At 59.5% G+C, this 22,745-nt stretch carries 26 protein-coding genes and 1 tRNA gene; 10 read left to right on the forward strand and 17 right to left on the reverse strand.

The annotated features are described in order from the left end of the window. Window positions 1–73 precede the first annotated feature (73 nt). From XMD517_RS06940 to XMD517_RS06955, 4 genes are read right to left on the reverse strand one after another with little or no spacing between them, the layout of a single operon-like run. Complete coding sequence (locus XMD517_RS06940; protein ID WP_173485658.1) at window positions 74–595, reverse strand: DUF2478 domain-containing protein; 522 nt, start codon at window positions 593–595, stop codon at window positions 74–76. Window positions 596–609: 14 nt separating this feature from the next. Further along, the gene (locus tag XMD517_RS06945) at window positions 610–1,515 is read right to left on the reverse strand and encodes a U32 family peptidase (RefSeq protein WP_173485659.1); all 906 of its coding nucleotides are present in this window, start codon (window positions 1,513–1,515) and stop codon (window positions 610–612) included. 13 nt (window positions 1,516–1,528) lie between these two features. Next, window positions 1,529–2,506, reverse strand: coding sequence for a peptidase U32 family protein (locus XMD517_RS06950; RefSeq protein ID WP_173486310.1), 978 nt, complete (start codon window positions 2,504–2,506; stop codon window positions 1,529–1,531). Further along, complete coding sequence (locus XMD517_RS06955; RefSeq protein WP_254449680.1) at window positions 2,506–3,048, reverse strand: SCP2 domain-containing protein; 543 nt, start codon at window positions 3,046–3,048, stop codon at window positions 2,506–2,508. The genes XMD517_RS06950 and XMD517_RS06955 overlap by 1 nt, the downstream gene beginning before the upstream one ends. A 143-nt stretch (window positions 3,049–3,191) precedes the next feature. Between XMD517_RS06955 and XMD517_RS06960 the strand changes: the two genes are divergently transcribed. Continuing rightward, a complete protein-coding gene (locus XMD517_RS06960; protein ID WP_173487806.1) occupies window positions 3,192–4,697 on the forward strand; it encodes a UbiD family decarboxylase in 1,506 nt (501 codons plus the stop codon). After that, window positions 4,694–5,260, forward strand: a complete 567-nt coding sequence (locus tag XMD517_RS06965; protein ID WP_173485660.1) for a UbiX family flavin prenyltransferase — start codon at window positions 4,694–4,696, stop codon at window positions 5,258–5,260. The genes XMD517_RS06960 and XMD517_RS06965 overlap by 4 nt, the downstream gene beginning before the upstream one ends. Before the next feature lie 44 nt (window positions 5,261–5,304). On the opposite strand, the gene XMD517_RS06970 is transcribed toward XMD517_RS06965, so the two are convergent. The 10 genes from XMD517_RS06970 to XMD517_RS07015 form a co-directional block, all read right to left on the reverse strand. Beyond that, window positions 5,305–5,718, reverse strand: coding sequence for a CBS domain-containing protein (locus XMD517_RS06970; RefSeq protein WP_173485661.1), 414 nt, complete (start codon window positions 5,716–5,718; stop codon window positions 5,305–5,307). Beyond that, window positions 5,715–6,068 carry a P-II family nitrogen regulator gene (locus XMD517_RS06975; RefSeq protein ID WP_173485662.1) on the reverse strand — a complete coding sequence of 118 codons (354 nt, stop codon included), beginning with the start codon at window positions 6,066–6,068 and terminating at the stop codon, window positions 5,715–5,717. Before XMD517_RS06975 ends, XMD517_RS06970 begins: the two co-directional genes overlap by 4 nt. After that, window positions 6,065–6,847, reverse strand: coding sequence for a DUF1538 domain-containing protein (locus tag XMD517_RS06980; RefSeq protein WP_173485663.1), 783 nt, complete (start codon window positions 6,845–6,847; stop codon window positions 6,065–6,067). The genes XMD517_RS06975 and XMD517_RS06980 overlap by 4 nt, the downstream gene beginning before the upstream one ends. Continuing rightward, window positions 6,844–7,599 (reverse strand): DUF1538 domain-containing protein, encoded by a 756-nt coding sequence (locus XMD517_RS06985; protein WP_173485664.1) that lies wholly within the window; start codon window positions 7,597–7,599, stop codon window positions 6,844–6,846. Before XMD517_RS06985 ends, XMD517_RS06980 begins: the two co-directional genes overlap by 4 nt. 269 nt (window positions 7,600–7,868) lie before the next feature. Then, window positions 7,869–9,092 carry an NADH:ubiquinone reductase (Na(+)-transporting) subunit F gene (gene nqrF, locus XMD517_RS06990; RefSeq protein ID WP_173485666.1) on the reverse strand — a complete coding sequence of 408 codons (1,224 nt, stop codon included), beginning with the start codon at window positions 9,090–9,092 and terminating at the stop codon, window positions 7,869–7,871. A 10-nt stretch (window positions 9,093–9,102) separates the two neighbouring features. Further along, complete coding sequence (gene nqrE, locus XMD517_RS06995) at window positions 9,103–9,711, reverse strand: NADH:ubiquinone reductase (Na(+)-transporting) subunit E (protein ID WP_173485667.1); 609 nt, start codon at window positions 9,709–9,711, stop codon at window positions 9,103–9,105. Continuing rightward, entirely contained in the window at window positions 9,711–10,364 is a 654-nt protein-coding gene (locus XMD517_RS07000; RefSeq protein WP_173485668.1) for an NADH:ubiquinone reductase (Na(+)-transporting) subunit D, read from the reverse strand. Before XMD517_RS07000 ends, nqrE begins: the two co-directional genes overlap by 1 nt. Further along, complete coding sequence (locus XMD517_RS07005) at window positions 10,364–11,182, reverse strand: Na(+)-translocating NADH-quinone reductase subunit C (RefSeq protein ID WP_173485669.1); 819 nt, start codon at window positions 11,180–11,182, stop codon at window positions 10,364–10,366. Before XMD517_RS07005 ends, XMD517_RS07000 begins: the two co-directional genes overlap by 1 nt. Next, on the reverse strand, window positions 11,175–12,374 hold the full coding sequence (locus XMD517_RS07010; protein WP_173485670.1) for an NADH:ubiquinone reductase (Na(+)-transporting) subunit B: 1,200 nt from the start codon (window positions 12,372–12,374) through the stop codon (window positions 11,175–11,177). The genes XMD517_RS07005 and XMD517_RS07010 overlap by 8 nt, the downstream gene beginning before the upstream one ends. 3 nt (window positions 12,375–12,377) lie before the next feature. Continuing rightward, entirely contained in the window at window positions 12,378–13,730 is a 1,353-nt protein-coding gene (locus XMD517_RS07015; RefSeq protein WP_173485671.1) for a Na(+)-translocating NADH-quinone reductase subunit A, read from the reverse strand. Between the two features lie 173 nt (window positions 13,731–13,903). Between XMD517_RS07015 and XMD517_RS07020 the strand changes: the two genes are divergently transcribed. Both XMD517_RS07020 and nqrM read left to right on the forward strand, forming a co-directional pair. Then, complete coding sequence (locus XMD517_RS07020; protein ID WP_368493334.1) at window positions 13,904–14,932, forward strand: FAD:protein FMN transferase; 1,029 nt, start codon at window positions 13,904–13,906, stop codon at window positions 14,930–14,932. A 106-nt stretch (window positions 14,933–15,038) separates the two neighbouring features. Further along, a complete protein-coding gene (gene nqrM / locus XMD517_RS07025; RefSeq protein WP_055189845.1) occupies window positions 15,039–15,287 on the forward strand; it encodes a (Na+)-NQR maturation NqrM in 249 nt (82 codons plus the stop codon). Between the two features lie 42 nt (window positions 15,288–15,329). Here nqrM and XMD517_RS07030 read toward each other — a convergent pair whose 3' ends face one another. Next, window positions 15,330–15,524: a hypothetical protein gene (locus XMD517_RS07030; protein ID WP_055189847.1), complete on the reverse strand. Its 195-nt coding sequence runs from the start codon at window positions 15,522–15,524 to the stop codon at window positions 15,330–15,332. An 80-nt stretch (window positions 15,525–15,604) separates the two neighbouring features. On the opposite strand from XMD517_RS07030, the gene XMD517_RS07035 reads away from it, so the two are divergent. Beyond that, window positions 15,605–16,126 (forward strand): CBS domain-containing protein, encoded by a 522-nt coding sequence (locus tag XMD517_RS07035; protein WP_173485672.1) that lies wholly within the window; start codon window positions 15,605–15,607, stop codon window positions 16,124–16,126. Window positions 16,127–16,398: 272 nt separating this feature from the next. Here XMD517_RS07035 and XMD517_RS07040 read toward each other — a convergent pair. Continuing rightward, a tRNA-Leu gene (locus XMD517_RS07040) sits at window positions 16,399–16,485 on the reverse strand. A gap of 171 nt (window positions 16,486–16,656) precedes the next feature. Here XMD517_RS07040 and lipB point away from each other — a divergent pair. From lipB to XMD517_RS07060, 4 genes are all read left to right on the forward strand, one after another. Next, window positions 16,657–17,328 (forward strand): lipoyl(octanoyl) transferase LipB, encoded by a 672-nt coding sequence (gene lipB, locus XMD517_RS07045; protein WP_254449679.1) that lies wholly within the window; start codon window positions 16,657–16,659, stop codon window positions 17,326–17,328. Between the two features lie 461 nt (window positions 17,329–17,789). Then, a complete protein-coding gene (locus XMD517_RS07050) occupies window positions 17,790–18,266 on the forward strand; it encodes a cytochrome c family protein (RefSeq protein ID WP_173485673.1) in 477 nt (158 codons plus the stop codon). 203 nt (window positions 18,267–18,469) lie between these two features. Next, complete coding sequence (locus XMD517_RS07055) at window positions 18,470–20,143, forward strand: cytochrome c oxidase subunit 1 (RefSeq protein WP_173485674.1); 1,674 nt, start codon at window positions 18,470–18,472, stop codon at window positions 20,141–20,143. Window positions 20,144–20,273: 130 nt separating this feature from the next. Further along, complete coding sequence (locus tag XMD517_RS07060) at window positions 20,274–20,777, forward strand: DUF2244 domain-containing protein (RefSeq protein WP_173485675.1); 504 nt, start codon at window positions 20,274–20,276, stop codon at window positions 20,775–20,777. 48 nt (window positions 20,778–20,825) lie between these two features. Here XMD517_RS07060 and XMD517_RS07065 read toward each other — a convergent pair whose 3' ends face one another. Continuing rightward, window positions 20,826–21,284 carry a GatB/YqeY domain-containing protein gene (locus XMD517_RS07065; protein WP_173485676.1) on the reverse strand — a complete coding sequence of 153 codons (459 nt, stop codon included), beginning with the start codon at window positions 21,282–21,284 and terminating at the stop codon, window positions 20,826–20,828. Window positions 21,285–21,473: 189 nt separating this feature from the next. Here XMD517_RS07065 and carA point away from each other — a divergent pair, with 189 nt between their 5' ends. After that, window positions 21,474–22,637, forward strand: coding sequence for a glutamine-hydrolyzing carbamoyl-phosphate synthase small subunit (gene carA / locus XMD517_RS07070; RefSeq protein ID WP_173485677.1), 1,164 nt, complete (start codon window positions 21,474–21,476; stop codon window positions 22,635–22,637). Window positions 22,638–22,745 lie beyond the last annotated feature (108 nt).

The following is a 22,745-nucleotide window of genomic DNA, read 5'->3' on the forward strand; positions in this document are numbered from 1 at the left end:
GGTTCAACCCGTGACGGGCCCCGGAACTGGGAAAGGCCAAACCGCCACAGGAGATGTCAAAATTCTGGGTGCCTCAGGTTTGGGGAACGTCACCGAGGACAGAGCGACACCAGTTCAGGATCGCCTCTTTCTCCGGCGCAAGCTCAACCGCTTCGCCCCCGGCAAACGCGTCGAACTCAGCGCGGCTGTTCACCCCCACGCCAACCAGAACCGGCACGTCCCGCGTGACCGCCTTGCCGATGGCCGAAACAAAACCACGCCCATTCAGCTCTTCCGGGCCGAACTTGTTCAGCACAAACAGGTCCGCGCCGGACAAATCCCCGCCTTCCACCGCGGATACCGCGTTGGCAATTGCGCCGGGATCTAGGCGGCAGGCATCTGATCCCGCCCCCAGGTTCTGGGTGATCTGGATCACCGGTCCACCGGGCAACACGCGCACTTTCATATCACATCCATTGTCGAACTGGCTGTCATGGCTATGATCCTTGACGATGCCGGCCAGCTGTCGTCCCTGCGACTGCAACAATTCAGCCACCTCGCTGAGCAGTTGATCCACCTTGCCACGTTCCGTGGAACTGATCCGTGCAATTCTCATGTCACATTTCCCTTTTACGCCAGAGCACCATCCCCGGACCAATCCACCCCACGCGCACCGGTCAGAAAGCCATCCGACAGGCGGGTATTGGCGTCCAGTTCAGAAATTTCCTGTGCCGCCATGTCCGGCATCATCTCACCTGCCAGGACCTGCGCATAGATCGCACATAGTCGCAGGAAGCCATTGGATTGCGGCGACAGGCGCAGCGCAGTGACGCCCGCATCCCGCAATATGTCAATCTGGTGCACCGTGCAGGCATAGCTGTCAGACAGGGTCTGAACCCCGTTCATGGTCAGGAAGGGTTTGTCTTCCATCGTTCGCACGTCCAGCCCATCCAGATCCTCTTCGCAGGCAAACTGGCAATTGTCCTTGGTGCGCCCATGACGACGGGCGTGATAACAGCGCCCGGAAATGGCCAGCGGCAGGCGCCCGTGGCCCCAGGCCTCGATCACCAGTCCCAGCTCTGCCCCTTTGGCGCCCAGCGCCTGCACCGATGCAAGCGGCAATTCAGGTGGCAGGCAGATCCGGGTTGCCCCCCGGCGGGCCAGCCAGTCGAGCGTTCCTTCATTATAGACATTCACCAGCGGCCCCACGGAAAACGCCGTTCCTTCGGGCAGATAGCTGATCGCAGTCAGGTCATTGATTTCGACCTCAACCCCCATCTCTGCCAGCTCTGCGGTCAGTTTGCGTTCACGTTTCAGGGTCACCAGCGCAAGCGATGTCAGGGCCACAGCCTTGCCCGCCTCCTGCAAGGTGGCGACGGCCTCGGGAATGCGGTCGTGATAGAATGGCAGGCGTTTTGAGCACACAAGCTCGCCCAGCGACACCCGGTCCACCGGCGCTTTGGCAAGGTCCGAATAAAGCTCGGACCAGCGATCGGCAGTCCAGAAAAACTGGTTCGGTCCAACGGTCAGTTCCATGGTCATCTTTCCTTCACCGCCATGTTTTCTTGTAAGCACCCGTGGTCATCGCGCCCCCTTCGGACAGGCGGGCAAGCATGCCTTCCGGCATCGGCAACCCGGCCTCAAGCGCGTCCACCGCCGCCCGGAAATTGCGCACCACCTGCGCCACATAAGACCGCGACCGCTGCCGCCCCTCGATCTTGAGGGCAGTCACGCCGGCCTTTTGCAATTGCGGGATCAGCTTCTCGGCGTTCAGGCTTACCGGGTCCTCAAACAGGTGCCCGTCCTTGCCGCCAGCGGTAAAACACCCCTTGCACAATGTGGGGTAAGGGGCGTTTTCATCTTTGCCGACACGGTGGATCGTGTATCCGCCCAGCTTTGCATCCAGCACCCCACCTTCGTCGTGATATTCCACATGGCTTGCAGGCGAACAGACCCCGTTCATATTGGGCGAGCGCCCGGTGGCATAAGAGGAAAGCGAACAGCGCCCCTCCGCCATCACGCACAGGCCACCAAACACGAACACTTCGGTCTCGACCTCGGTTTCCGCATTGATCGCGGCGATTTCCGGCACCGACAGCACCCGCGGCAGCACCACGCGTTTCACGCCGAACTCCCGGGCATAAAAGTTGATCACATCCGCATTCGCTGCCGCCGCCTGCACCGAAAGGTGACGGCGCAGGTTCGGGTGGTTGCGTGCGGCATAATCCAAGAGACCAACATCCGCGAGGATCACCGCATCCGCGCCGCATGTCTCGGCATCCGCCACCGCCCGATGCCAGATTTCCTCTCGCCCGGCACAGGGGAACGTATTGATTGCAATCAGCACTTTCGAGCCGTGCTGGTGGGCAAAACGGATGCCTTCGCGCATCTCCTCCCGGTCAAAATTCAACCCCGGAAAATTGCGGGCATTGGTTTCGTCGGCAAAGCCGCAATAGATCGTGTGGGCACCCGCCTTGACGGCTGCGCGCAGGGCGGCAGGGGTGCCGGCGGGACAGACAATTTCCATCACCATGCGCCCAGCTCCTCTTGCCGGCTGAGCACAACTCCGGTGCGCGCTTCGGCAAAGGCCAGCGCCTTTTGCACATACGCCCCAAGCGGGCCAGAGATCCGCGCCACCTCCTCGCTCAGGTCCAGTTCCGCATCATCCACCGCATTACGCAGGGCCAGCGCGGCAGAGGTGTCCCCCTCGATCACCAGATCGCGTGAGAAAAACAGCGCATCCCCATCATAAGCCCCGTGCACAAGCCCTAAAAGGGCGGCCAGCGGCCCGGCGATCCGCGCCTCGCCGCGTCCCGTGCCCCGCACCACGCGAATCTTCGGCTTGCCCCCTCCCGGCTGCAGCTCAATCACAAAAGGCAGGTCGGTCGGGTCGAGCACAAACGGCGTGTGATCATGCTCTCCCAACCGGCGAAACAACCCCGGATGCTGCACCGCAATCTTGCGGGCATATGCAGTGAGCGAAAAGGATAGTGGCATCAAGGGCAAGCCCCGCAGGGCCCGCGCGGCAAGCTGCGGGACATGCGGGATCGTCAATGTTGGCTGGGTCAAATGGAGCTCCTTTCCCACCCGAGTTGAACCTGGTTCTGGTCAATTGCTACGCCCCTGCCCCCTGCGACAAATTGATCATTGTCAATTCAGGGGCAGATTTTTGCTGCTAGGACCCGAAGGACCTGATGCAGGAGATCCCAGCCGTGCGTGCCCACCCGTCCTTTCCCAGCCTGCGCCATTACCTCGACTGGTGCCGCGAGAGCGGCCAGTTTCAGAGCATTTCCGATCCGGTTTCGATCCGCCACCAACTGACTGCCGTGCATCGTCAGGTGCTGGAACACGGCGGGCCGGTTTTGCAGTTTGATCATCCGGTGGCGGAGGGGGCTGGGCCACTCATGCCTGTGGTGACAAACCTGTTCGGCACAACATCCCGCGTGGCCGCCGGGCTGGGCATCGGGCTGGAGCAAGTGCCCGAGCTTGGCGCGTTTCTGGCGGCACTGCGCGCCCCCACCCCACCCGAAGGCATGCGGGATGCGCTGTCACGCTGGCCGATGCTGAAAGCGGCCCTGGCAACCCGCCCCAAAACGGTGCGCAAAGCCGCCGTGCAGGAGGTTGTCTGCGAAGGTGACGCGGTCGATCTGGCCTCGATCCCGGTCTGCACCCACTGGCCCGGCGATGCGGGCCCGCTGATCACATGGCCCATTGTTCTGACCCGCCCCCAAGACAGCTCTGCCGAGGATGTGGCGCGCTACAACGCCGGCGTCTATCGGGCGCAGGTGATCGGCCGCGACAAGATCATCATGCGCTGGCTGGCCCATCGGGGCGGCGCGCATCATCATGCAAGCTGGGTCCGGGCGGGCGAGAAAACCCCCGTTGCAATTGTGCTTGGTGCAGACCCCGCGATGCTTTTGTCAGCGGCCCTCCCCCTGCCCGAAAACGTGTCCGAGCTGACATTTTCCGGCGCATTGAACGGCCAGCGTCCCCGGCTGGTGCCGGCCCGGACCATTCCGATGATGGTGCCCGCCGAAGCCGAGATCGTGATCGAGGGGTATGTCTCCCCCACGGAGATGGCCCCGGAGGGACCGTTTGGCGACCACACTGGCTATTACAACAATGCCGAGGATTTCCCGGTCCTGACCGTGACCGCAATCACCCACCGCAAGGACCCGCTGTATCTCTCCACCTATACCGGTCGTCCCCCCGATGAACCGGCCATCATTGGTGAGGTTTTCAACCAGCTGGCATTGCCCACCATTCAGGCACAGATCCCCGAGATCCACGACCTCTGGCTGCCACCAGCGGCCTGTTCCTACCGGATGGCGGTGATTTCAATCCGCAAACGTTATCCCGGGCAGGCGCGCCGGGTGATGATGGCGCTTTGGGGGATGCTGGCACAGTTCAGCTACACCAAGATGATCATCGTCGTGGACGAGGATATCGACCCGCGCAACTGGGATGACATCTCCTGGGCGCTGGCCACGCGGATGGATCCGTCCCGCGATGTGATGATGGTGGAAAACACACCGATGGATTATCTGGATTTTGCCTCTCCCGAGCCGGGGCTTGCGGGAAAAATGGGGATAGATGCCACCAATAAGCTGGGGGCAGAAACCCGTCGCGAATGGGGCAGTGTCATGCAGACCGCCCCCGAAGACGCCGCCTTTGCCACCGATCTTCTGGCACGAGTGATGCCGGAGATGACATCATGAAACAGCGGGTGATATTGGGTTTATCGGGCGCCTCGGGCGCCGCCCTCGGCCTGTCGGTTGCACGACAGCTTGCACAAATGGAGACGATGATCGACCTCGTGGTCAGCCCGGCGGCAGAGCGCACCCTGGCTGAGGAATGCGGCGCAGGGGCTCTTGACGAGCTGCGCGCGCTTGCCGCGGTCCATTACGATGTGCGCAATATTGGCGCCAGCATCGCCTCGGGTTCCGTGCCCGTGGCCGGGATGATCGTCGCCCCCTGCTCCATGCGCAGCCTCGCGGCAATTGCCAATGGTCTGGACGATAACCTGCTGACCCGTGCGGCCGGGGTGCAGCTCAAGGAACGGCGCAAACTGGTGCTTCTGGCGCGCGAGGCCCCGCTGACACTGGCCCATCTGCGCAATATGACCGCAGCCACCGAGATGGGGGCCATTGTCCTGCCGCCCGTTCCCGCCTTTTACCTCAAACCAAGCAGCGTGGATGACATCGTGACGCAGATTGCCGCCCGTGCGATTGACCTGCTCCGGCTGGGGTCTGCGCAGGCACAGGCCTGGTCGGAAACGTAACTTCGAGCAGGCACCGGGGCGCGTGGCCGCAGCCCCCCTGCACGTTACTCTTTTGGAAACTGGTCGCGGAACTCGGCCAGGGTCAGGTCGCGCAGGGTTACATAGCCCACCACCAGATCCATCTCGGTCACCAGCGCGTGGGTCGCCTCAAGCCGTGTCAACAGGCGGATCGCATAACGCGCCTGCATCGCGGCGGATACGGTCAGGGTGGGTTTTTCCATGATCTCGTAAATGCTGACGCGATTTGGATTGCGATTGTGCGAGATCACATCCCGGCCAATCATGCCGATGGTGATCAACCCATATTCATCCGCTTCATCTCGCTTGCCGATCACCAATGCGTCCACACCGGTTTCTTCCATGATTTCCAGCGCCTTGCGGGTCGAAGACAGCCCGTCCACCACACGCGGATCCGGCTGCATGGCATTGCGCACGCGGGTCACTTCCGGTTGGCTCATAGCTCATCCTCCTTCAGCGCATCACGCAGGGCCGCCACCTGGGTTTCCAGCCCGATCGCATCTTCGATATCAATCTGGAACACCACGCCGCTGCCCGGCTCCTCACAAAAAGCACCGGCGCCGGCGACCGCCTCCATGATTGAGGCCGCCTTGTGCTCTTCGACCAAAAACAGGGTCATATCGCGCTGACCGGCGACGGTCAGACCCAGAAAGGTCTTTTTCTGTTTCAGCCCTTCACCACGCACAGAGGTGATCACACTGGCCCCGGTGGCCCCGGCGGCGCGGGCTGCATCCAGCACCGTGTCGGTCTTGGAATCCTCAACCAGGGCAATGATCAGTTTGAATTTCATGGCGCATCCTCTCTGTCGCCTTCGATGACTTGTTTCATACCATTCCGTCGCGCGTTCCATTCCACAAGCTGCGCATAGCCCATCACCGTGATCATCGGGAAGAGGCTGGCCAGCGCCACCAGCCCGAACCCGTCCAGCACCGGGCTGCGCCCCGGCACGGTCGAGGCCAGCCCCAGCCCAAGCGCCGCCACCAGCGGCACGGTCACGGTAGAGGTGGTCACCCCCCCGCTGTCATAGGCCAGCGGCACGATCATCCGCGGCGCCGTCATGGTCTGGGCAATAACAATCACGTAGCCGACGATCATGTAAAGATAGAGTGGCGTCCCTGTGACAATTCGGTAGGTGCCGACCGCCAGGCTCAGCGCCACACCAATCGCCACAGCGATCCGCAGCCCCCAGGCGCTGACCGCCCCGCCCGAGACATCCCGTGCTTTCAAGGCAACGGCGATCAGCGAGGGTTCGGCAATGGTGGTGGAAAACCCGATGGCAAAAGCAAAAAGATAGGTCCAGCCATGGGCGCTCCAATCGGCCGGATTGCCGATAAAAGACGGATCTGTCAGCTGCCGCGCCATGCTTTCGCCAATCGGGAACAGCGCATGTTCAAGGCCAAACAGGAACAATCCAAGGCCCAGCACCACGTAAACCGATCCAAGCAGGACCTGCCGCAGATGCGGCACTGGTTTACGCAGCACGACCACCTGGAAAAACGCCAAAATCACCGCGATCGGCAGAATATCCAGCACCGTGGACAGGATGGTTCGAATGAGGTCGGCAATCATCCCGTCTCTCCTCCGGCGACGGCCACGATGCCAAAGCCCAACACGAAAATGATCGGCAGAAGAGAGGCAAAGGCCACCAGCCCGAACCCGTCAATCATCGGGTTGCGCCCCTTGATCACAGAGGCCAGCCCCACCCCCAGCGCGGTGGTCAGCGGCACGGTCACGGTTGAGGTGGTCACCCCCCCGCTGTCATAGGCAATGCCGATGATTTCGGGCGGTGCAAACCAGGTCATGATCACCACAATCACATAGCCGCCAATGATCAGATACTGAATGGGCCAGCCCAACAGGATACGCAGCACGCCGATCACCAGCGACGCCCCCACCGCCACGGCAACGGTATAGCGCAACGCATCTGCATAGGCGTTCTGCGCGGCCGGCGCATCCGCCACGGCGCCGATCATGCTCATGGTGCGTGCGGCTTCTCCGGTGACGGCAATCAGTGCGGGTTCCGCCACGGTGGTGCCGAACCCCAGCGCAAAGGAAAAAAGCAACAGCCAGAATAGGTTACCCTTGTTAGCAAAGGCATCTGCAAGGCTTTCCCCCAGTGGAAACAGGGCAAGCTCCAACCCGCGGATAAACACGGCCAGTCCGATCATCACGAATAAAAGCCCGATCAGCTTGGTCGAAATGTCATCAATCGGCTGCTTCAGCACCAGAAACTGAAACACCGCCACCACGCCGACAATGGGCGCAAGGTCGCGCGCCGTGTCCAGCGTCAGGCGGGAAAGAGCCTTGAATTCAGCGATCATGGGCGGGTGCTCAGCCTCGGTGTCTTTTTAAACAATCTAACGGACAGGGCCGCTTATGAACATGTATCAGATCAAGGTAAAAGATTTGTGCCGGGGGGGAAAGAAAACTGTGCGCGAAAACTGCGCCGAGGTTGCGGATTTGATACGCCTGCTGCGCCCGCCTTGCCGGAAGAAAAACTTGCCGGAAGAAAAAGGGCTGCCCGCAAAATGCGCACAGCCCTTGTTGTCTTTTTCGTCCCGTCCAATGCGGTGCGGTCCGGTTGGACGTGTCAGCCGCCGAAATCATCCAGCATGATGTCTTCGCGATCCACACCCAGCTCCAGCAGCATATTGATCACCGACGAGTTCATGATGGGCGGGCCACACATGTAGAATTCACAATCCTCCGGCGCCGGGTGGTCCTTGAGGTATTCATCATGCAGCACATTGTGGATGAAGCCGGTATAGCCAGTCCACTCATCCTCGGGCAGTGCATCCGACAGGGCCACATGCCAGGTGAAGTTCGGGAACTCCTTGGCCAGCTCGTCGAAATCTTCGACAAAGAACATCTCGCGCTTGGAGCGTGCCCCATACCAGAAGGTGATCTTGCGATCCTTGTTCTTGAGGCGCTTCAATTGGTCAAAGATATGCGAACGCATCGGCGCCATACCGGCCCCGCCACCGATGAACACCATTTCCTTGTCGGTCTCACGGGCGAAGAACTCACCATAGGGGCCGGAAATGGTGACCTTGTCACCGGGTTTGAGGTTGAAGATGTAAGACGACATCTTGCCCGGCGGGATACCCTCGGCCCCCGGGGGCGGCGAGGCAACACGGACATTGAGCATGATCATGCCCTTTTCATCCGGGTAGTTGGCCATCGAATAGGCGCGCTCGACCGGCTCATCCACGACACTTTCATATTGCCACAGATTGAACTTGTCCCAATCTTCGCGATACTCGTCTTCGATGTCGAACTCAGTATAGCTCAGCTTATGCGCGGGGGCTTCGATCTGGATGTAACCACCGGCGCGGAAATTCACATCCTCACCTTCGGGCAGATCCAACACCAGCGCCTTGATGAAAGTGGCGACGTTTTCGTTGGAACGCACGGTGCATTCCCACTTTTTCACGCCGAACACTTCTTCGGGGACTTCGATCTCCATATCCTGCTTCACGGCCACCTGGCACGACAGGCGATCACCACAGGACGCTTCGCGCTTGGTGATGTGGCTTTCCTCGGTCGGCAGGATCGAGCCGCCGCCGGAATGCACCTTCACCCGGCATTGGGCACAGGTGCCACCGCCGCCGCAGGCGGAAGGGACAAACATCTTCTCGCCCGCGAGGGTCTGCAACAGCTTGCCCCCCGCCGGGACCGAGATGGTCTTTTCGCCATTGATGGTGATGTTCACATTACCGGTCGAGACCAGTTTCGACCGCGCGGCGAGGATGATTGCCACCAGCGCCAGAACGATCAGGGTGAAGAGGATGATACCTAGGCTGAAAGTTTCCATGTCTTCCCCCTCAGAGTTTCACGCCAGAGAAGGACATGAAGGCCATTGCCATCAGCCCTGCGGTGATGAAGGTGATCCCCAGACCTTGCAGGCCATCCGGGATATCCGAGTATTTCAGCTTTTCGCGCACCCCGGCCATTGCCGTGATCGCCAGCGCCCAGCCAAAGCCCGAGGAAATCCCATAGGTCGCAGCCTCGGCAAAGTCATAGCCACGCTCGACCATGAACAGCGAGCCACCAAGGATGGCGCAGTTCACGGTGATCAGCGGCAGGAACACACCCAACGCGTTGTAAAGCGGCGGGAAATACTTATCGAGCACCATTTCCAGGATCTGCACCAGTGCTGCAATCACGCCGATATAGGAAATCAGTCCGAGGAAGGTCAGATCCACATCCGGGAACCCCGCCCAGGCCAGCGCGCCGGGGGCGAGAAGATAGGTCAGGATCAGATTGTTGGCCGGCACGGTGATCGCCTGCACGATCATCACCGACACCCCCAGACCGATTGCGGTTGAGATCTTTTTCGACACGGCGATGAAGGTACACATGCCAAGGAAAAAGCTGAGCGCAAGGTTTTCAACAAAGATCGCCTTGACGGCAAGTGAGATGAGCCCTTCCATCAGTGCCCCCCAACGTTCTGAATTTTATATTCACGTTCCTCGACCTGCGCAGGCTTCCAGGTGCGGAAGGCCCAGATGATCAGACCGATGATGAAGAATGCCGATGGCGGCAGCAGCAACAGGCCGTTCGGCACATACCAGCCACCGTTGTTCACGGTTTCCAGAATGGTCACACCAAACAGGCTGCCCGAGCCAAACAGCTCACGCACAACGCCGACCAGCATCAGGATCAGCCCATAGCCCAGACCGTTACCGATCCCGTCGATGAAACTGTCGATCGGCGGGTTCTTCATGGCAAATGCCTCGGCCCGGCCCATCACGATACAGTTGGTGATGATCAGGCCAACAAAGACCGACAGGGTTTTTGAAATCTCAAACGCATAGGCCTTGAGAAGCTGGTCCACCAGGATCACGAGGGACGCGATGATCACCATCTGCACGATAATGCGGATCGAGCCGGGAATGTGGTTGCGGATCATCGAGATGAACATCGAGGAGAACGCCGTCACAAAGGTCACGGCAATCGCCATCACGAAAGCCACCTGCAGCGACGAGGTCACCGCGAGCGCCGAACAGATCCCCAGAACCTGAAGCGTGATCGGGTTATTGTCGACCAAGGGGTCGGTCAACATGTCTTTGCGTTTATGCGCCATCAGATGTTCCCCGCTTTCAGATTTTCCAGAAACGGCTTGTAGCCCGCTTCACCCATCCAGAAATTGACAAGGTTATGCACCCCTGCCGTGGTCAGAGTGGCCCCGGCCAGCGCATCCACATGATACTCCGCCCCGGCGGCTGGCATCGCTTTGGTCACGCTGATCTTCAGGTCTCCGCTCGCATCCGCCAGCTTCTTGCCCTTCCACAGTGCTTTCCAGCGCGGGTTGTCCACCTCGGCGCCCAGACCGGGGGTCTCGGCGTGCTCATAGAATTGCAGACCAAAGATGTCGTTGCCGTTCTCTTCGAGGGCGATAAAGCCGTAAAGCGTCGACCACAGGCCATAGCCGTGCAGCGGCAAAATCACCTTGTCGATGGCGCCAGCCTCATCGCGCAGCAGATAAACGGTCACGAACTGCCCCTGACGGCCAATGCCTGCGGGGTCGTCCTCCAGCGCAACCGAGGTCGCGGGATCATCGGCAGCCTTGCGGTCATCAAAGCTGGCCGGATCAAAGGCGTCGGTGAACGCCCCGGTTTTCAGCTCCAGCACCTGCGGTTCAAACGCGGCAAAGCTTTCCAGCACATCGGCGTTCGGGTCATAAATCCCGGCAACCTGCAAAATGTTGATCTGCTTGTCTTTCAGCGCATTCACCGCCTGCAACGGGCGCAGGGCCACGGCCGCGGCGGACACGACCATCGAGGCCACAAGGCAGAGGGTCACGGCGACGAAAACGGTTTTGGCAACGGAATCTGCGGGCAGATCCAGGAACCGGCGGATCGCGCCCTTTGGCGCGGTGTCGTTTTGAAGATCGTTAGGCATTTCGCTTCGCCCTACGTTTGATATTGGCCTGAACAACGAAGTAGTCAATCAACGGCGCAAAGACATTGCCGAACAGGATGGCAAGCATCATGCCTTCCGGGAAGGCCGGGTTCACAACGCGGATCATCACCACCATGAAACCGATCAGGGCGCCATAGAAATAACGGCCCATATTGGTTTGTGAGGCCGACACAGGCTCGGTGACCATGAACACCAGACCAAAGGCGTACCCGCCGACAACCAGATGCCAATACCACGGCATGGCAAACATCGGGTTGGTGTCCGACCCGATCCAGTTCAAGAGCGTCGAAAACCCGATCATCCCAATCAGGCAACCCAGCACCAGACGGTAGTTGGCAATCCGGGTGGCCAGAAGGAAGACAAGACCAATCAGCGCCGCCAGGGTCGACGTTTCCCCCATCGAGCCAGGAATGAACCCCATGAAGCTGTCCCACCAGGTCACGCCCCGCGCGGCGAGTTCCTGAAAACCATCAGCGGCAGAAACGGCCAGAGCGGTTGCCCCGGTGAACCCATCCACCGGCACCCAGACACTGTCGCCTGACAGTTGGGCGGGATAGGCAAAGTAAAGGAACGCCCGGCCGGTCAGCGCAGGGTTGAGGAAGTTCTTGCCGGTGCCGCCAAAGACCTCTTTGCCGATCACCACGCCAAAGATGATCCCCAGGGCCACCTGCCACAGCGGCGTGGTGGCGGGCAGGATCAGTGCATACAGCATCGAGGAGACAAGGAACCCCTCGTTCACCTCATGTTTGCGCACGGTGGCAAAGATCACTTCGAAAATGCCGCCCGCCACGAGGGTCACGATATAGATCGGCAGGAAGTAAAGCAGCCCATGCAGCATATTGGCCACCGGGTTGGCGGCATTAAAGCCAATACCCAGCGCCTCAATGATGCCCGCACGCCAGCCCGAGGGGCCAAATTCGGCAATCGCAAGGTTGCTTTGCAGCCCAGTGTTGTAAAGCGCCATCAGGATACAGGGGATCGTCGCGATGACCACATAGGTCATGATCCGCTTCATATCCACGTAGGACCGCGCATGAGGGGCGACCGTGGTCACGGTCTTCGGCGTATACACCAGAGATTCCACCATCTCGTAGATGGAGTAATACTTGTGGTATTTGCCGCCCTTCTCAAAATGCGGCTCGATCCGATCGAAAAAGTTTCGCAAGCCCAAGGTTTACCCCTCCTTCTCGATCTTCGTCAGCACATCGCGCAACGCCAGACCGTATTCATATTTGGCCGGGCAGGCAAAACCCATCAGGCCAAGATCTTCTTCGTCCAGCTCCAGCGCGCCCAGCGCCTGAGCCTGATCGGTGTCCATCACCAACAGCGCCCGGAGCAGCTGGGTTGGCAGGAAATCCTGCGGCATCAGCGTCTCGAACGTGCCGGTCGGCACCATTGCACGGCGGCCACCATTGAGGTTCGAGGTCAGCGGGAAGGTGCGGTTCGACAGGCGCGACAGCGCCGAACCGAGCACCGGCTGCACCGCGTATTTCGCAAACATCGGACGGATCCAGCCCAGCGGGATCTGCGTGTGATCCTCTTCGATCAGGGTGATCTGGCGCGCATAGCGACCCAGATAGGCGCTTTCGCCCGCGCCCGCGCGGCCGCTTAGGACAGACCCGGAAATCATCCGCACCGGCAGATCCGCAGGCAGGTCGCCCGCCACCAGATCCGCCATCGACGCACCAGCCACCGTGCGCAGAAGGCGGGGATCCTTGCAGACCGGACCCGCCAGCGAAATCACCCGCCGGGCGTCATATTTACCGGTCAGGAGCAGGCGACCAATCATGATCACGTCCTGATAGGAGATGGTCCAGACGGTCTTATCCGCGCGGGGCGGTTCCAGGAAATGCATATGGGTGCCGGAAAGCCCCGCCGGATGCGGCCCGGCAAAAGCTGCGGCCTCCACCCCGGCCAGATCCTGCCCCGGCAGAGAGGTTCCATCGCTGTGACACAGATAGGTCTTTCCGTCCGAGAGCGAGGCCACTGCCTCAAGCCCGCTGGTGAAGGCGTCGCCCTCTTCGGCAATGATCAGGGCCGGGTCCGCAGCCAGCGGTTCGCTGTCCATCGCATTGACATAGATCGCGGCAGGACGCGTGTCCGGGGCCGGAGTTTTGGAATAGGGACGGGTGCGGAACGATGTCCACAGACCGGCGGCGCACAGACGCTCCACCACACCCTCGGGTGAGGACACATCCCCTACCCCGGAAAAATCAACAGGCTCGGCTGCGCTCTCATCCACCTCGATCTCGATGCTGATCAACTTGCGCCGCGCGCCCCGATTGATCGCAGAGATCCTGCCGGTCACAGGGGAAACCACCTGCACATCTGGCATGTCCTTGTTGACGAGCACAGGGGCACCGGCCCCAACCACATCACCCACCTCCACGGGGATGCGTGGCTTCCACCCAAGATAGTCATCTCCAAGGATACCGACACGACGCAGCTCAGCCCCGTTTTCGATGTCAGCCCTTGGCGCTCCGGATATAGGGATGTTCAATCCCTTGCGTAGCAAGAAACGCTGCACAGTGTTCACCTCTTCAGATTGGCTGGGTAGCTTATGCAATGAGATTGCCCTGGGTGAAAGTGGTCATTTCCCCTCTTACCCAAACTTTTTTGGTTGAATTGAACCGCAATGTCGCAGAAAAGCGCCTTGTTGTAGTGCAAAACGACCGATCCGTGACCAAAAGGGGTTTCCACGTGCCTGACCTGACCAAATTCTCACGCCGCAGTTTCCTTCTGATGCCTCTGGCTTTTGCAGCCTGCAAACCATCGCAGGCCTTCTACAAGCTGACCGGCCTCACCATGGGCACGGTCTACAACGTGATTGCCCGTGATCCGGGGAACGGGGTGAGCGAAGCTGACATTCAGATTGCCATCGACACTGCCCTGGTCAAAGTGAACCAGCAGATGTCGAACTGGGATCCGAAATCCGAAATCTCGCGCTTCAATGCACAGACCGGCACCGCCCCGGTCCAGGTCTCTGCCGATCTGTCCAATGTGATGCAGGCCGCGGAACAGGTGCATGTGGCCAGCGATGGTCGCTTCGACACCACAATCGGGCCGCTGATCGAGCTTTGGGGCTTTGGCGCGCCCGGAGCACAGGCCACGCCCGACATGACGCAGATTGCCGAGGCTCAGGCGCGTTCAGGTCACGCGAACACGCTGCAGGTTGGCACCAATGCGCTGCAGAAAACCCGCACTGACGCACAGGTTTATCTGGCGGCCATCGGCAAAGGCTATGGCGCTGACATGGTTGGCAAGTCGCTGGAAAAAATCGGCATTTCGGACTACATGGTGGAAATCGGCGGTGATCTTTACGCCTCGGGCCGCAATGAGGCCGGTCTGCCCTGGCAGATCGGGATCGAGAAACCCGCAGCCCTTTCCGGTGGGATGCAGGACGTGATCGGCGTCTCGGGTCTGGGCCTCGCATCCTCCGGCGATTACCGCAACTACTACGAAAAAGACGGTGTGCGCTACTCGCATGTGATCGACCCGAAAACCGGCCACCCGATCACCCACAAGACCGCCTCGGCCACGGTGCTGGCAGAAAACTCGATGCTGGCAGATGCCTGGGCCACGGCGATGCTGATCCTGGGCCGCGAGCGTGGTCTGGAAATCGCAGAAGCCCATAACCTCGCCGTGCTGTTCATCGACCGCGACGAAGCGGCAAGTGATCTGCGGTTCAAAACCTCGGCCAGCTCGCGTTTCACCGCGCTGACCGCCTGACAGTTTCGAGATCAAGCCGCGACCCGGCTTGATCTCCGCCTTGCCGGTCCCGATATGATATAGGGACACGCAGCAAGACCTGCCCGACAAAAAGAGGCGCACCGAGATGACCACCTTCTTCATGACTTTCGCCATTTTGCTGATTGTGATGCTGGGCATGGCGCTTGGGGTGATTCTCATGGGGCGCACGATCAAGGGAAGCTGTGGCGGGCTGAACGCGATCAGCGGCGCGGATCATTGTCTGGTCTGCAACAAGGAAATTGACCCGGACAGCCCCCTGCGGGACCGGCTGGAATGCCCGCGCAAGCGTGAGGCCCGCGAAAAGGCCGAACGGCTGGCCGCCGGCAAGGGCTGATACCCCTCCTGCCCTTCACGGCATTCACGACCAGCGACTGAGTTATCCCGCCGACAGCGGCACAAACGCCAGCACGGCCAGCGCACTTGCGGCCAGCCCCCCAAATACCCAAAGCTGCCAGCGCGGCCCTTCTGCCTTCCACACACGGCGATACTGATAGCCGCACAGGCAAGCCAGAACAAAGATGATCGTCGCCCAGAACGAGCTCAGCATCAGGCTATCTGTCGCAACTTCCATGTTTTTTCTCCGCTTTCCAATATTTGGGTTATGCTGAAACCATACGAGAATGACAATCCGTTCGGGAAGGAGAGGCCGCCATGCCGACATCTTACCAATCACCGATGCGCGGAGATGACAAAACTCCGCACACCCACAGTCAGGACACGCGCAGCATTCAGCGGGTCGAAAAATCCCACATCCACACGATTCTGGATCACAAAGGGCATGAGGTGATCACCACATCACCAACGACCAGCGTCCGTGACGTGGTCGCAATCCTACGTGACAAACGCATTGGCGCCATCGTGGTGATCGATCCGGAAGGAGAGCTGGTTGGCATCCTGTCGGAACGTGACATCGTGCGGGCCCTTGCGGATCGCCCAGATCACACCCTGCCGGGACAGGTTCAGGAGCTGATGACAACAGATGTTCAGACCTGCAGCCCGGATGACAGCAGCGAATCCGTTCTGACGCGCATGACCGAGGGTCGGTTCCGGCATATGCCGGTGATCGAGGGGGGGCAGCTGGTCGGATTGATCTCCATCGGCGACCTCATTCATCAAAAGCTGCTGGAACTCGAACACGAAGCCCTGCAACTGAAACAGCTGATTGTCGGGTAAGGCCCTGATCCCCTGCCCTGCGACAGCGGTATCGGATCGCTGCGATCCAGAACAAGGTCGCAAGGACCGGGGCAGGGTTGCATAGTCGAAGCCATTGGGATCAACACCATTGGGCAAATTCGCTTGCCCAATGGACATACACGCCAAGTCCTGCGGCGCCCCTGCCTGAAAACTTGGCATGCAAAAGTGAAGCCTCAAATCATATAGATTTCAGGATCTTACCTGCTCTTCCCAAAAGCAATTTTTCTGGGTGTATTTTCTGGGGAAGTAAATGGTGCGGTCGAGAAGACTCGAACTTCCACTCCTGTTAAGGAACAGCGACCTCAACGCTGCGCGTCTACCAATTCCGCCACGACCGCACATCTAGGCTTGGTGAGGGGCGATATAGCGAAGGCTGAGGGGGATGTGAAGAGGAAAAGCGCCAGATCTGCAAAAAGATTTTCGCAATCCTCGCCCTGCCTGCGGGCACCCTGTCGGGTCCGACATGCTGGCCTTTGACATTTCGCCTGTTCACTGCCAAATGAAACCCTATGAAAGCACCTGAAAACATGCCGTCCGTCACCTGGGAAACCGCCGAAACACTCGTAGATTATGAACAGGCCGTTGCCCGGATGGAGGCCCATGCCGACGCGATGGCCCGTGATGAGGCCGGTGAGATGATCTGGCTGTTGGAGCATCCCCCTCTTTATACAGCGGGCACCTCGGCCGATCCGAAAGATCTGGTCGCGCCAGACCGGTTCCCGGTCTACCCGTCAAAGCGCGGGGGGCAGTATACCTATCATGGGCCGGGGCAGCGCGTGGCTTATGTGATGCTGGATGTGGGGGCACGGGGCCGCGATGTGCGGGCTTTTGTGGCCGCCCTTGAGGATTGGGTGATCAAGACACTGGCCGAATTCAACGTGACCGGAGAGAAACGCGATGGGCGCGTCGGCGTCTGGGTTGTGCGCGATGACAAACCGCTGACCGCTCTGGGGCAGAAACCCGAAGACAAGATTGCCGCGATCGGTGTGCGCCTTCGAAAATGGATCAGCTTTCACGGCATTTCGATCAATGTGGAGCCGGATCTGGAGCATTTCTCGGGCATCGTGCCCTGCGGAATCTCTGAACATGGGGTGACCAGCCTGGTGGATCTGGGCCTGCCGGTCACGATGGAGGATGTGGATGTGGCGCTGCGACGCTGCTTTGACGAGGTGTTCGGCTGACCCCGACCGCCGTTCCCCACAAGAGATTCGCCTGATCGCACGCTGGTGTCACGAAACGAGCTGGTGTCACGACGCCGGGCGGCGGTTTTTTGCGTATACACAACCGCCCCGGACACGCCATCTGATCACAATCCGATGATCGACAGGAGCGTAAATCGCCTCTGGAAAGAGTCGCTTTATGTGCCCTCATATTCCGGTCAGGAGGTGATATTCCGGTATTTTTCCCCAAAACAGCGGTTTTCTCCGGCATTTTCAAGGGCATCCCGCCGGCCCTCACGCCCCCCCGCATCCTTCCCCGCGCAAAATCGGAGAATTTCTTTCCATGTTAAGCACTTCTCTTTTGCAATCCGTTACAATCCGTCACAGCTCTGCCCCTTTCATTTCACCCGATTTTGCGGCAAGGTCTGCGCGGAAATAATGTCACGTGCAGTAGCGTGGTTCTGTCAAACACGAGGACAAACATGAAAAAAGCTCTTACATCCGCCGCCCTTCTCTTCGCTCTGGCCGGTGCTGCCCAAGCCGAAGGTGATGCGGCCGCAGGCGAAAAAGACTTCAAGAAATGCAAAGCCTGTCACACCGTGGTCAGCCCGGAAGGCGACGTGATCTTCAAAGGTGGTAAAACCGGCCCGAACCTTTACGGCATCGTTGGCCGTCAGGTTGCTTCGGTTGAAGGGTTCAAATACGGCGCATCGATTGCCGCCCTCGGCGAAACCGGCGCTGTCTGGACCGAGGAACTGCTGGCCGCCTATATCATGGATCCGAAAGGCTTCCTGCAAGAGCAGCTGGGTGACGGCAAAGCCAAGTCGAAAATGACCTTCAAGTGGAAAAAGCCGGAAAACATCATTGCTTACCTGGCAAGCGTGGCCCCGGCAATGGAAGCCCCCGCTGAAGAAGCTGCTGAAGAAGCGGCCGAGGGCGAATCGACCACCAGCAACTAAGGCTGGCCCCTCAGGCGGGCGCTGTTTGGCGCCGCCAACCGCACAGAATATGCGTCCCGGCAGGCTAATCCCCTGTCGGGACGTTTTTTTTACCCTGCCGCCTGCATCACATTGTTGCGCGCAGCCCCCTTCCTATACTAAACACGTTAAAAAACAGACGGGATGACTCCCCCGTCAAAATCTAACCCGTAGGGAGGGTATCTATGGCGGACGCAGCCATTTCGAGCCATGACCACCACGATGATCGTGGGTTCTTTACCCGGTGGTTCATGTCCACCAACCACAAGGATATCGGCATCCTTTACCTGTTTCTGGCAGGTCTCACCGGCCTGATTTCGGTCAGCTTCACCGTTTACATGCGGATGGAACTGATGGAGCCGGGCGTTCAATACATGTGTATGGAAGGCGCACGCTTCTTTGCCGACGCGTCCGCCGAATGTACCCCGAACGGGCACCTTTGGAACGTGATGATCACCTATCACGGCGTTCTGATGATGTTCTTTGTGGTGATCCCTGCCCTTTTCGGCGGATTTGGCAACTATTTCATGCCGTTGCAGATCGGCGCGCCGGATATGGCGTTCCCGCGGATGAACAACCTGTCGTTCTGGCTTTACGCGACCGGTGTGGCACTTGGTGTGGCCTCGCTCCTCGCGCCTGGTGGCAATGATCAGCTGGGGTCAGGCGTGGGCTGGGTGCTTTACCCGCCGCTGTCGACCACCGAAGGCGGGTATTCGATGGATCTGGCCATTTTCGCGGTGCACGTTTCAGGTGCCTCCTCGATCCTTGGCGCGATCAACATCATCACCACTTTCCTCAATATGCGCGCACCGGGCATGACGCTTTTCAAAGTGCCGCTGTTTGCCTGGTCGGTATTTGTCACCGCATGGCTGATCCTTCTGTCGCTGCCGGTTCTGGCGGGCGCCATCACCATGCTTCTGGTCGACCGTAACTTTGGCGGCACCTTCTTTGACCCATCGGGTGGCGGTGACCCGATCCTTTACCAGCACATCCTGTGGTTCTTCGGACACCCGGAAGTGTATATCGTGATCCTGCCCGGGTTCGGCCTGATCAGCCACGTCTTCGGCACCTTCGCCCGCAAACCGATCTTCGGCTATCTGCCGATGGTCTGGGCGCTGATTGCCATTGGCGTGATCGGGTTCGTGGTGTGGGCGCACCACATGTACACCGTCGGCATGTCACTGACACAGCAGAGCTACTTCATGCTGGCCACGATGGTGATCGCAGTGCCGACCGGCGTTAAGATCTTCTCGTGGATTGCGACCATGTGGGGTGGTTCGATCGAGTTCAAGACACCGATGCTGTTTGCCTTCGGCTTCCTGTTCCTGTTCACCATTGGCGGCGTGACCGGCGTGGTGCTGTCGCAGGCAGGTGTGGATCGTCTGTATCACGACACCTATTACGTGGTTGCCCACTTCCACTACACCATGTCGATGGGTGCGGCCTTCTGTATCTTTGCCGGTATCTATTACTGGATGGCAAAGATGTCGGGCCGTCAGTACCCGGAATGGGCTGGCAAGCTGCATTTCTGGCTGTTCTTCATCGGGGTGAACCTGACCTTCTTCCCGCAGCACTTCCTGGGTCGTCAGGGCATGCCGCGCCGCTATATCGACTATCCGGAGGCCTTCGCCTACTGGAACAAGATCAGCTCGATCGGCGCCATGATCTCATTCCTGTCCTTCCTGTTCTTCATCGGCATCGTGTTCTACACCCTGCTGGCGGGCCGTCGCGAAACGCGCCCGAACTACTGGAACGAATATGCGGATACGCTGGAATTCACCCTGCCCAGCCCGCCGCCGGAGCACACCTTTGAAATCCTGCCGAAGCAGGAAGAGTGGGATAAGGGCCACTCGCACTAAGGTGAGAGAATTAGGCGAGGCCCGGGCTCAGTCCCGGGCCTTTTCTTTTGAGGACATGCCGGGGGCGCTGCCCCCAGACCCCCGAGGTATTTTGCGCAAGAAAAAGGGGCACCTATGTGGGAGAGGTGGAATGCCGTATGAATGGGTAGAGCCAACGGGCGAGGCACCACCGCGTGCCGAGCTGCATCTCTGGCCTTACCGGTCACTGTCGCGGCGCGGGTTCGTCTGGGTGATCTCAGCAGTTTGCTTCGGGTTTGCGCTGCCGTTATTGGGGCTGCTGGGTCATCCCAGCCTTTGGTTATTCCTGCCCATTTTGCTGGGCACGGTTGGTGGCCTTTGGTTTTTCATTGATCGCTCTTACCGGGACGGTGAGATTTTGGAGGAGCTGAAGATCTGGCCCGACCGGATCACCCTGACCCGCGACGGGCCACGTGGCGCCCATGCCGAATGGGAGGCCAACCCCTATTGGGTGACGGTAGAGATGCACCCCGAGGCGGGACCGGTGAAGCATTACATCACCTTGAAGGGCAATGAACGCGAGGTGGAGATTGGCGCGTTTTTGTCGGAGGGCGAACGGCCACAGCTTTACAAAGAACTGGTTCAGACCCTGAGGGATGTGAAGTCTGCGCAATAAAAAACCCCGCAGGACATGCGGGGTTTTCAAACGGTGCCGAACAGGTGTTCAGCCCAGCTTGTCTTTGACCATGGGGCCGACCCGACCGAAATCCATCTGGCCGGTGTATTTGGCCTTGAGTTCGCCCATCACCTTGCCCATGTCGCGGATGCTCTCGGCCCCCACGGCGGCAATGGCCGCGGCAACGGCAGCTTCGGTTTCCGCTGCATCCAATTGTTTTGGCAGGAAATCCTCGATGATTTCGATCTCGCCACGTTCTTTTTCAGCAAGTTCCAGCCGGCCGCCTTCTTCATAGGCGCGCGCGCTTTCCTGTCGCTGTTTTACCATCTTGCCGAGAATCGCCAGCACGTCAGCGTCCGAGGTCTGACCCTCCTCGCCACCCCCACGCAGGGCAATATCACGATCTTTGATCGCAGCATTGATCAAACGCAGGGTCGACAGCCGCACGGCGTCTTTGTCTTTCATCGCCGTTTTCAGGGCGTCATTGATACGGGCACGCATGTCCATGTCCTTTGGTCCGTTGTTGGTCCGAAGTCTGAATGTATCGAAAACCGCATTTTCAGGCAACACCCAACATATTGCGTCAGGCCTTTGAAATAAGGGAAAATATGTTTTTCAAGACTCGGCATCTCCCCCTTGACCCATCCGGCTCCTCCCCTTAGGTTCGCGCCAATTTGGCCTGCCGGAGTCGAGAAAATGTCAGCTGCCCCCCAACCAGAAACCGCCACCCCCACCGCCTGTCTTGCCCTTGCCGATGGCACCATCTTTTACGGGATGGGCTTCGGGGCCACCGGCATGACGACCGCAGAGCTGTGCTTCAACACCGCTATGACCGGGTATCAGGAAATCATGACCGACCCGTCATATGCAGGTCAGGTTGTCACCTTTACCTTCCCGCATATCGGCAACACAGGCACCAATGTCGAAGATGACGAAACGGGCGATCCGGTTGCCGCAGGCATGGTTGTGAAGTGGGATCCCACCGATCCTTCGAACTGGCGCAACACCGAAGAGCTGACCCTGTGGCTGGAGAAACGTGGCCGCATCGGCATTGGAGGGGTGGATACCCGCCGCCTGACCCGCGCCATTCGTCAGCAGGGCGCACCGCATGTGGCCATCGCCCATGACCCCAACGGCACGTTTGACGTCGAAGCCCTTGTGGCTGAGGCGCGGGCTTTTTCGGGCCTCGAAGGGCTCGATCTGGCCAAGGATGTGACCTGTGCACAAAGCTACAAATGGGACGAAATGCGTTGGGCCTGGCCGGACGGTTTTCCCAAGCAGGAAAACCCGCGCCACAAGGTTGTGGCCCTCGACTTTGGCGCCAAACGCAACATTCTGCGCTGCCTTGCCTCGGCGGGCTGCGATGTGACCGTGTTGCCGGCCACCGCCACCGCTGAAGAGGTGCTGGCCCACAATCCCGACGGGGTCTTCCTGTCGAACGGTCCCGGCGACCCCGCTGCCACCGGCGAATACGCGGTGCCCATGATCCGCGAAATCCTGGAAACCGACTTGCCGGTTTTCGGAATTTGCCTTGGTCACCAGATGCTTGCACTGGCACTGGGCGCACAGACCATCAAGATGAACCACGGCCACCACGGTGCCAACCACCCGGTCAAGGAACATGAGACTGGCAAGGTAGAGATCACCTCGATGAACCACGGTTTTGCGGTAAACGCTGACACCCTGCCCGAAGGGGTTGTGGAAACCCATGTCTCCCTGTTTGACGGGTCAAACTGCGGCATCAAGATCGAAGGCCGCCCGGTCTTTTCGGTGCAGCACCACCCCGAGGCCAGCCCCGGCCCAATGGACAGCTATTATCTGTTTGAACGGTTCGCATCGGCGATGGATGCCCGCAAATAAGCCAGCGGTTAAGTAAACGGCCGCGTTATAAATCCTAAAGCCCGCTCAGAAATGCGCGGGCTTTTTTGGTTAACACCCGATCAACTCGCCAATTATGGGTAAGGTTAA

Origin of the sequence: Aliiroseovarius sp. xm-d-517 (assembly GCF_013283135.1) — a bacterium.
Classification (GTDB): domain Bacteria; phylum Pseudomonadota; class Alphaproteobacteria; order Rhodobacterales; family Rhodobacteraceae; genus Aliiroseovarius; species Aliiroseovarius crassostreae.

Coding starts and splice junctions, on each gene's coding strand:
- XMD517_RS06940 (WP_173485658.1), bottom strand. CDS start 595: ATGAGAATTGCACGGATCAGTTCCACGGAACGTGGCAAGGTGGATCAA.
- XMD517_RS06945 (WP_173485659.1), bottom strand. CDS start 1,515: ATGGAACTGACCGTTGGACCGAACCAGTTTTTCTGGACTGCCGATCGC.
- XMD517_RS06950 (WP_173486310.1), bottom strand. CDS start 2,506: ATGGAAATTGTCTGTCCCGCCGGCACCCCTGCCGCCCTGCGCGCAGCC.
- XMD517_RS06965 (WP_173485660.1), top strand. CDS start 4,694: ATGAAACAGCGGGTGATATTGGGTTTATCGGGCGCCTCGGGCGCCGCC.
- XMD517_RS06970 (WP_173485661.1), bottom strand. CDS start 5,718: ATGAGCCAACCGGAAGTGACCCGCGTGCGCAATGCCATGCAGCCGGAT.
- XMD517_RS06975 (WP_173485662.1), bottom strand. CDS start 6,068: ATGAAATTCAAACTGATCATTGCCCTGGTTGAGGATTCCAAGACCGAC.
- XMD517_RS06980 (WP_173485663.1), bottom strand. CDS start 6,847: ATGATTGCCGACCTCATTCGAACCATCCTGTCCACGGTGCTGGATATT.
- XMD517_RS06985 (WP_173485664.1), bottom strand. CDS start 7,599: ATGATCGCTGAATTCAAGGCTCTTTCCCGCCTGACGCTGGACACGGCG.
- nqrF (WP_173485666.1), bottom strand. CDS start 9,092: ATGGAAACTTTCAGCCTAGGTATCATCCTCTTCACCCTGATCGTTCTG.
- nqrE (WP_173485667.1), bottom strand. CDS start 9,711: ATGGAAGGGCTCATCTCACTTGCCGTCAAGGCGATCTTTGTTGAAAAC.
- XMD517_RS07000 (WP_173485668.1), bottom strand. CDS start 10,364: ATGGCGCATAAACGCAAAGACATGTTGACCGACCCCTTGGTCGACAAT.
- XMD517_RS07005 (WP_173485669.1), bottom strand. CDS start 11,182: ATGCCTAACGATCTTCAAAACGACACCGCGCCAAAGGGCGCGATCCGC.
- nqrM (WP_055189845.1), top strand. CDS start 15,039: ATGACCACCTTCTTCATGACTTTCGCCATTTTGCTGATTGTGATGCTG.
- XMD517_RS07030 (WP_055189847.1), bottom strand. CDS start 15,524: ATGGAAGTTGCGACAGATAGCCTGATGCTGAGCTCGTTCTGGGCGACG.
- XMD517_RS07035 (WP_173485672.1), top strand. CDS start 15,605: ATGCCGACATCTTACCAATCACCGATGCGCGGAGATGACAAAACTCCG.
- lipB (WP_254449679.1), top strand. CDS start 16,657: ATGAAAGCACCTGAAAACATGCCGTCCGTCACCTGGGAAACCGCCGAA.
- XMD517_RS07050 (WP_173485673.1), top strand. CDS start 17,790: ATGAAAAAAGCTCTTACATCCGCCGCCCTTCTCTTCGCTCTGGCCGGT.
- XMD517_RS07055 (WP_173485674.1), top strand. CDS start 18,470: ATGGCGGACGCAGCCATTTCGAGCCATGACCACCACGATGATCGTGGG.
- XMD517_RS07060 (WP_173485675.1), top strand. CDS start 20,274: ATGCCGTATGAATGGGTAGAGCCAACGGGCGAGGCACCACCGCGTGCC.
- XMD517_RS07065 (WP_173485676.1), bottom strand. CDS start 21,284: ATGGACATGCGTGCCCGTATCAATGACGCCCTGAAAACGGCGATGAAA.
- carA (WP_173485677.1), top strand. CDS start 21,474: ATGTCAGCTGCCCCCCAACCAGAAACCGCCACCCCCACCGCCTGTCTT.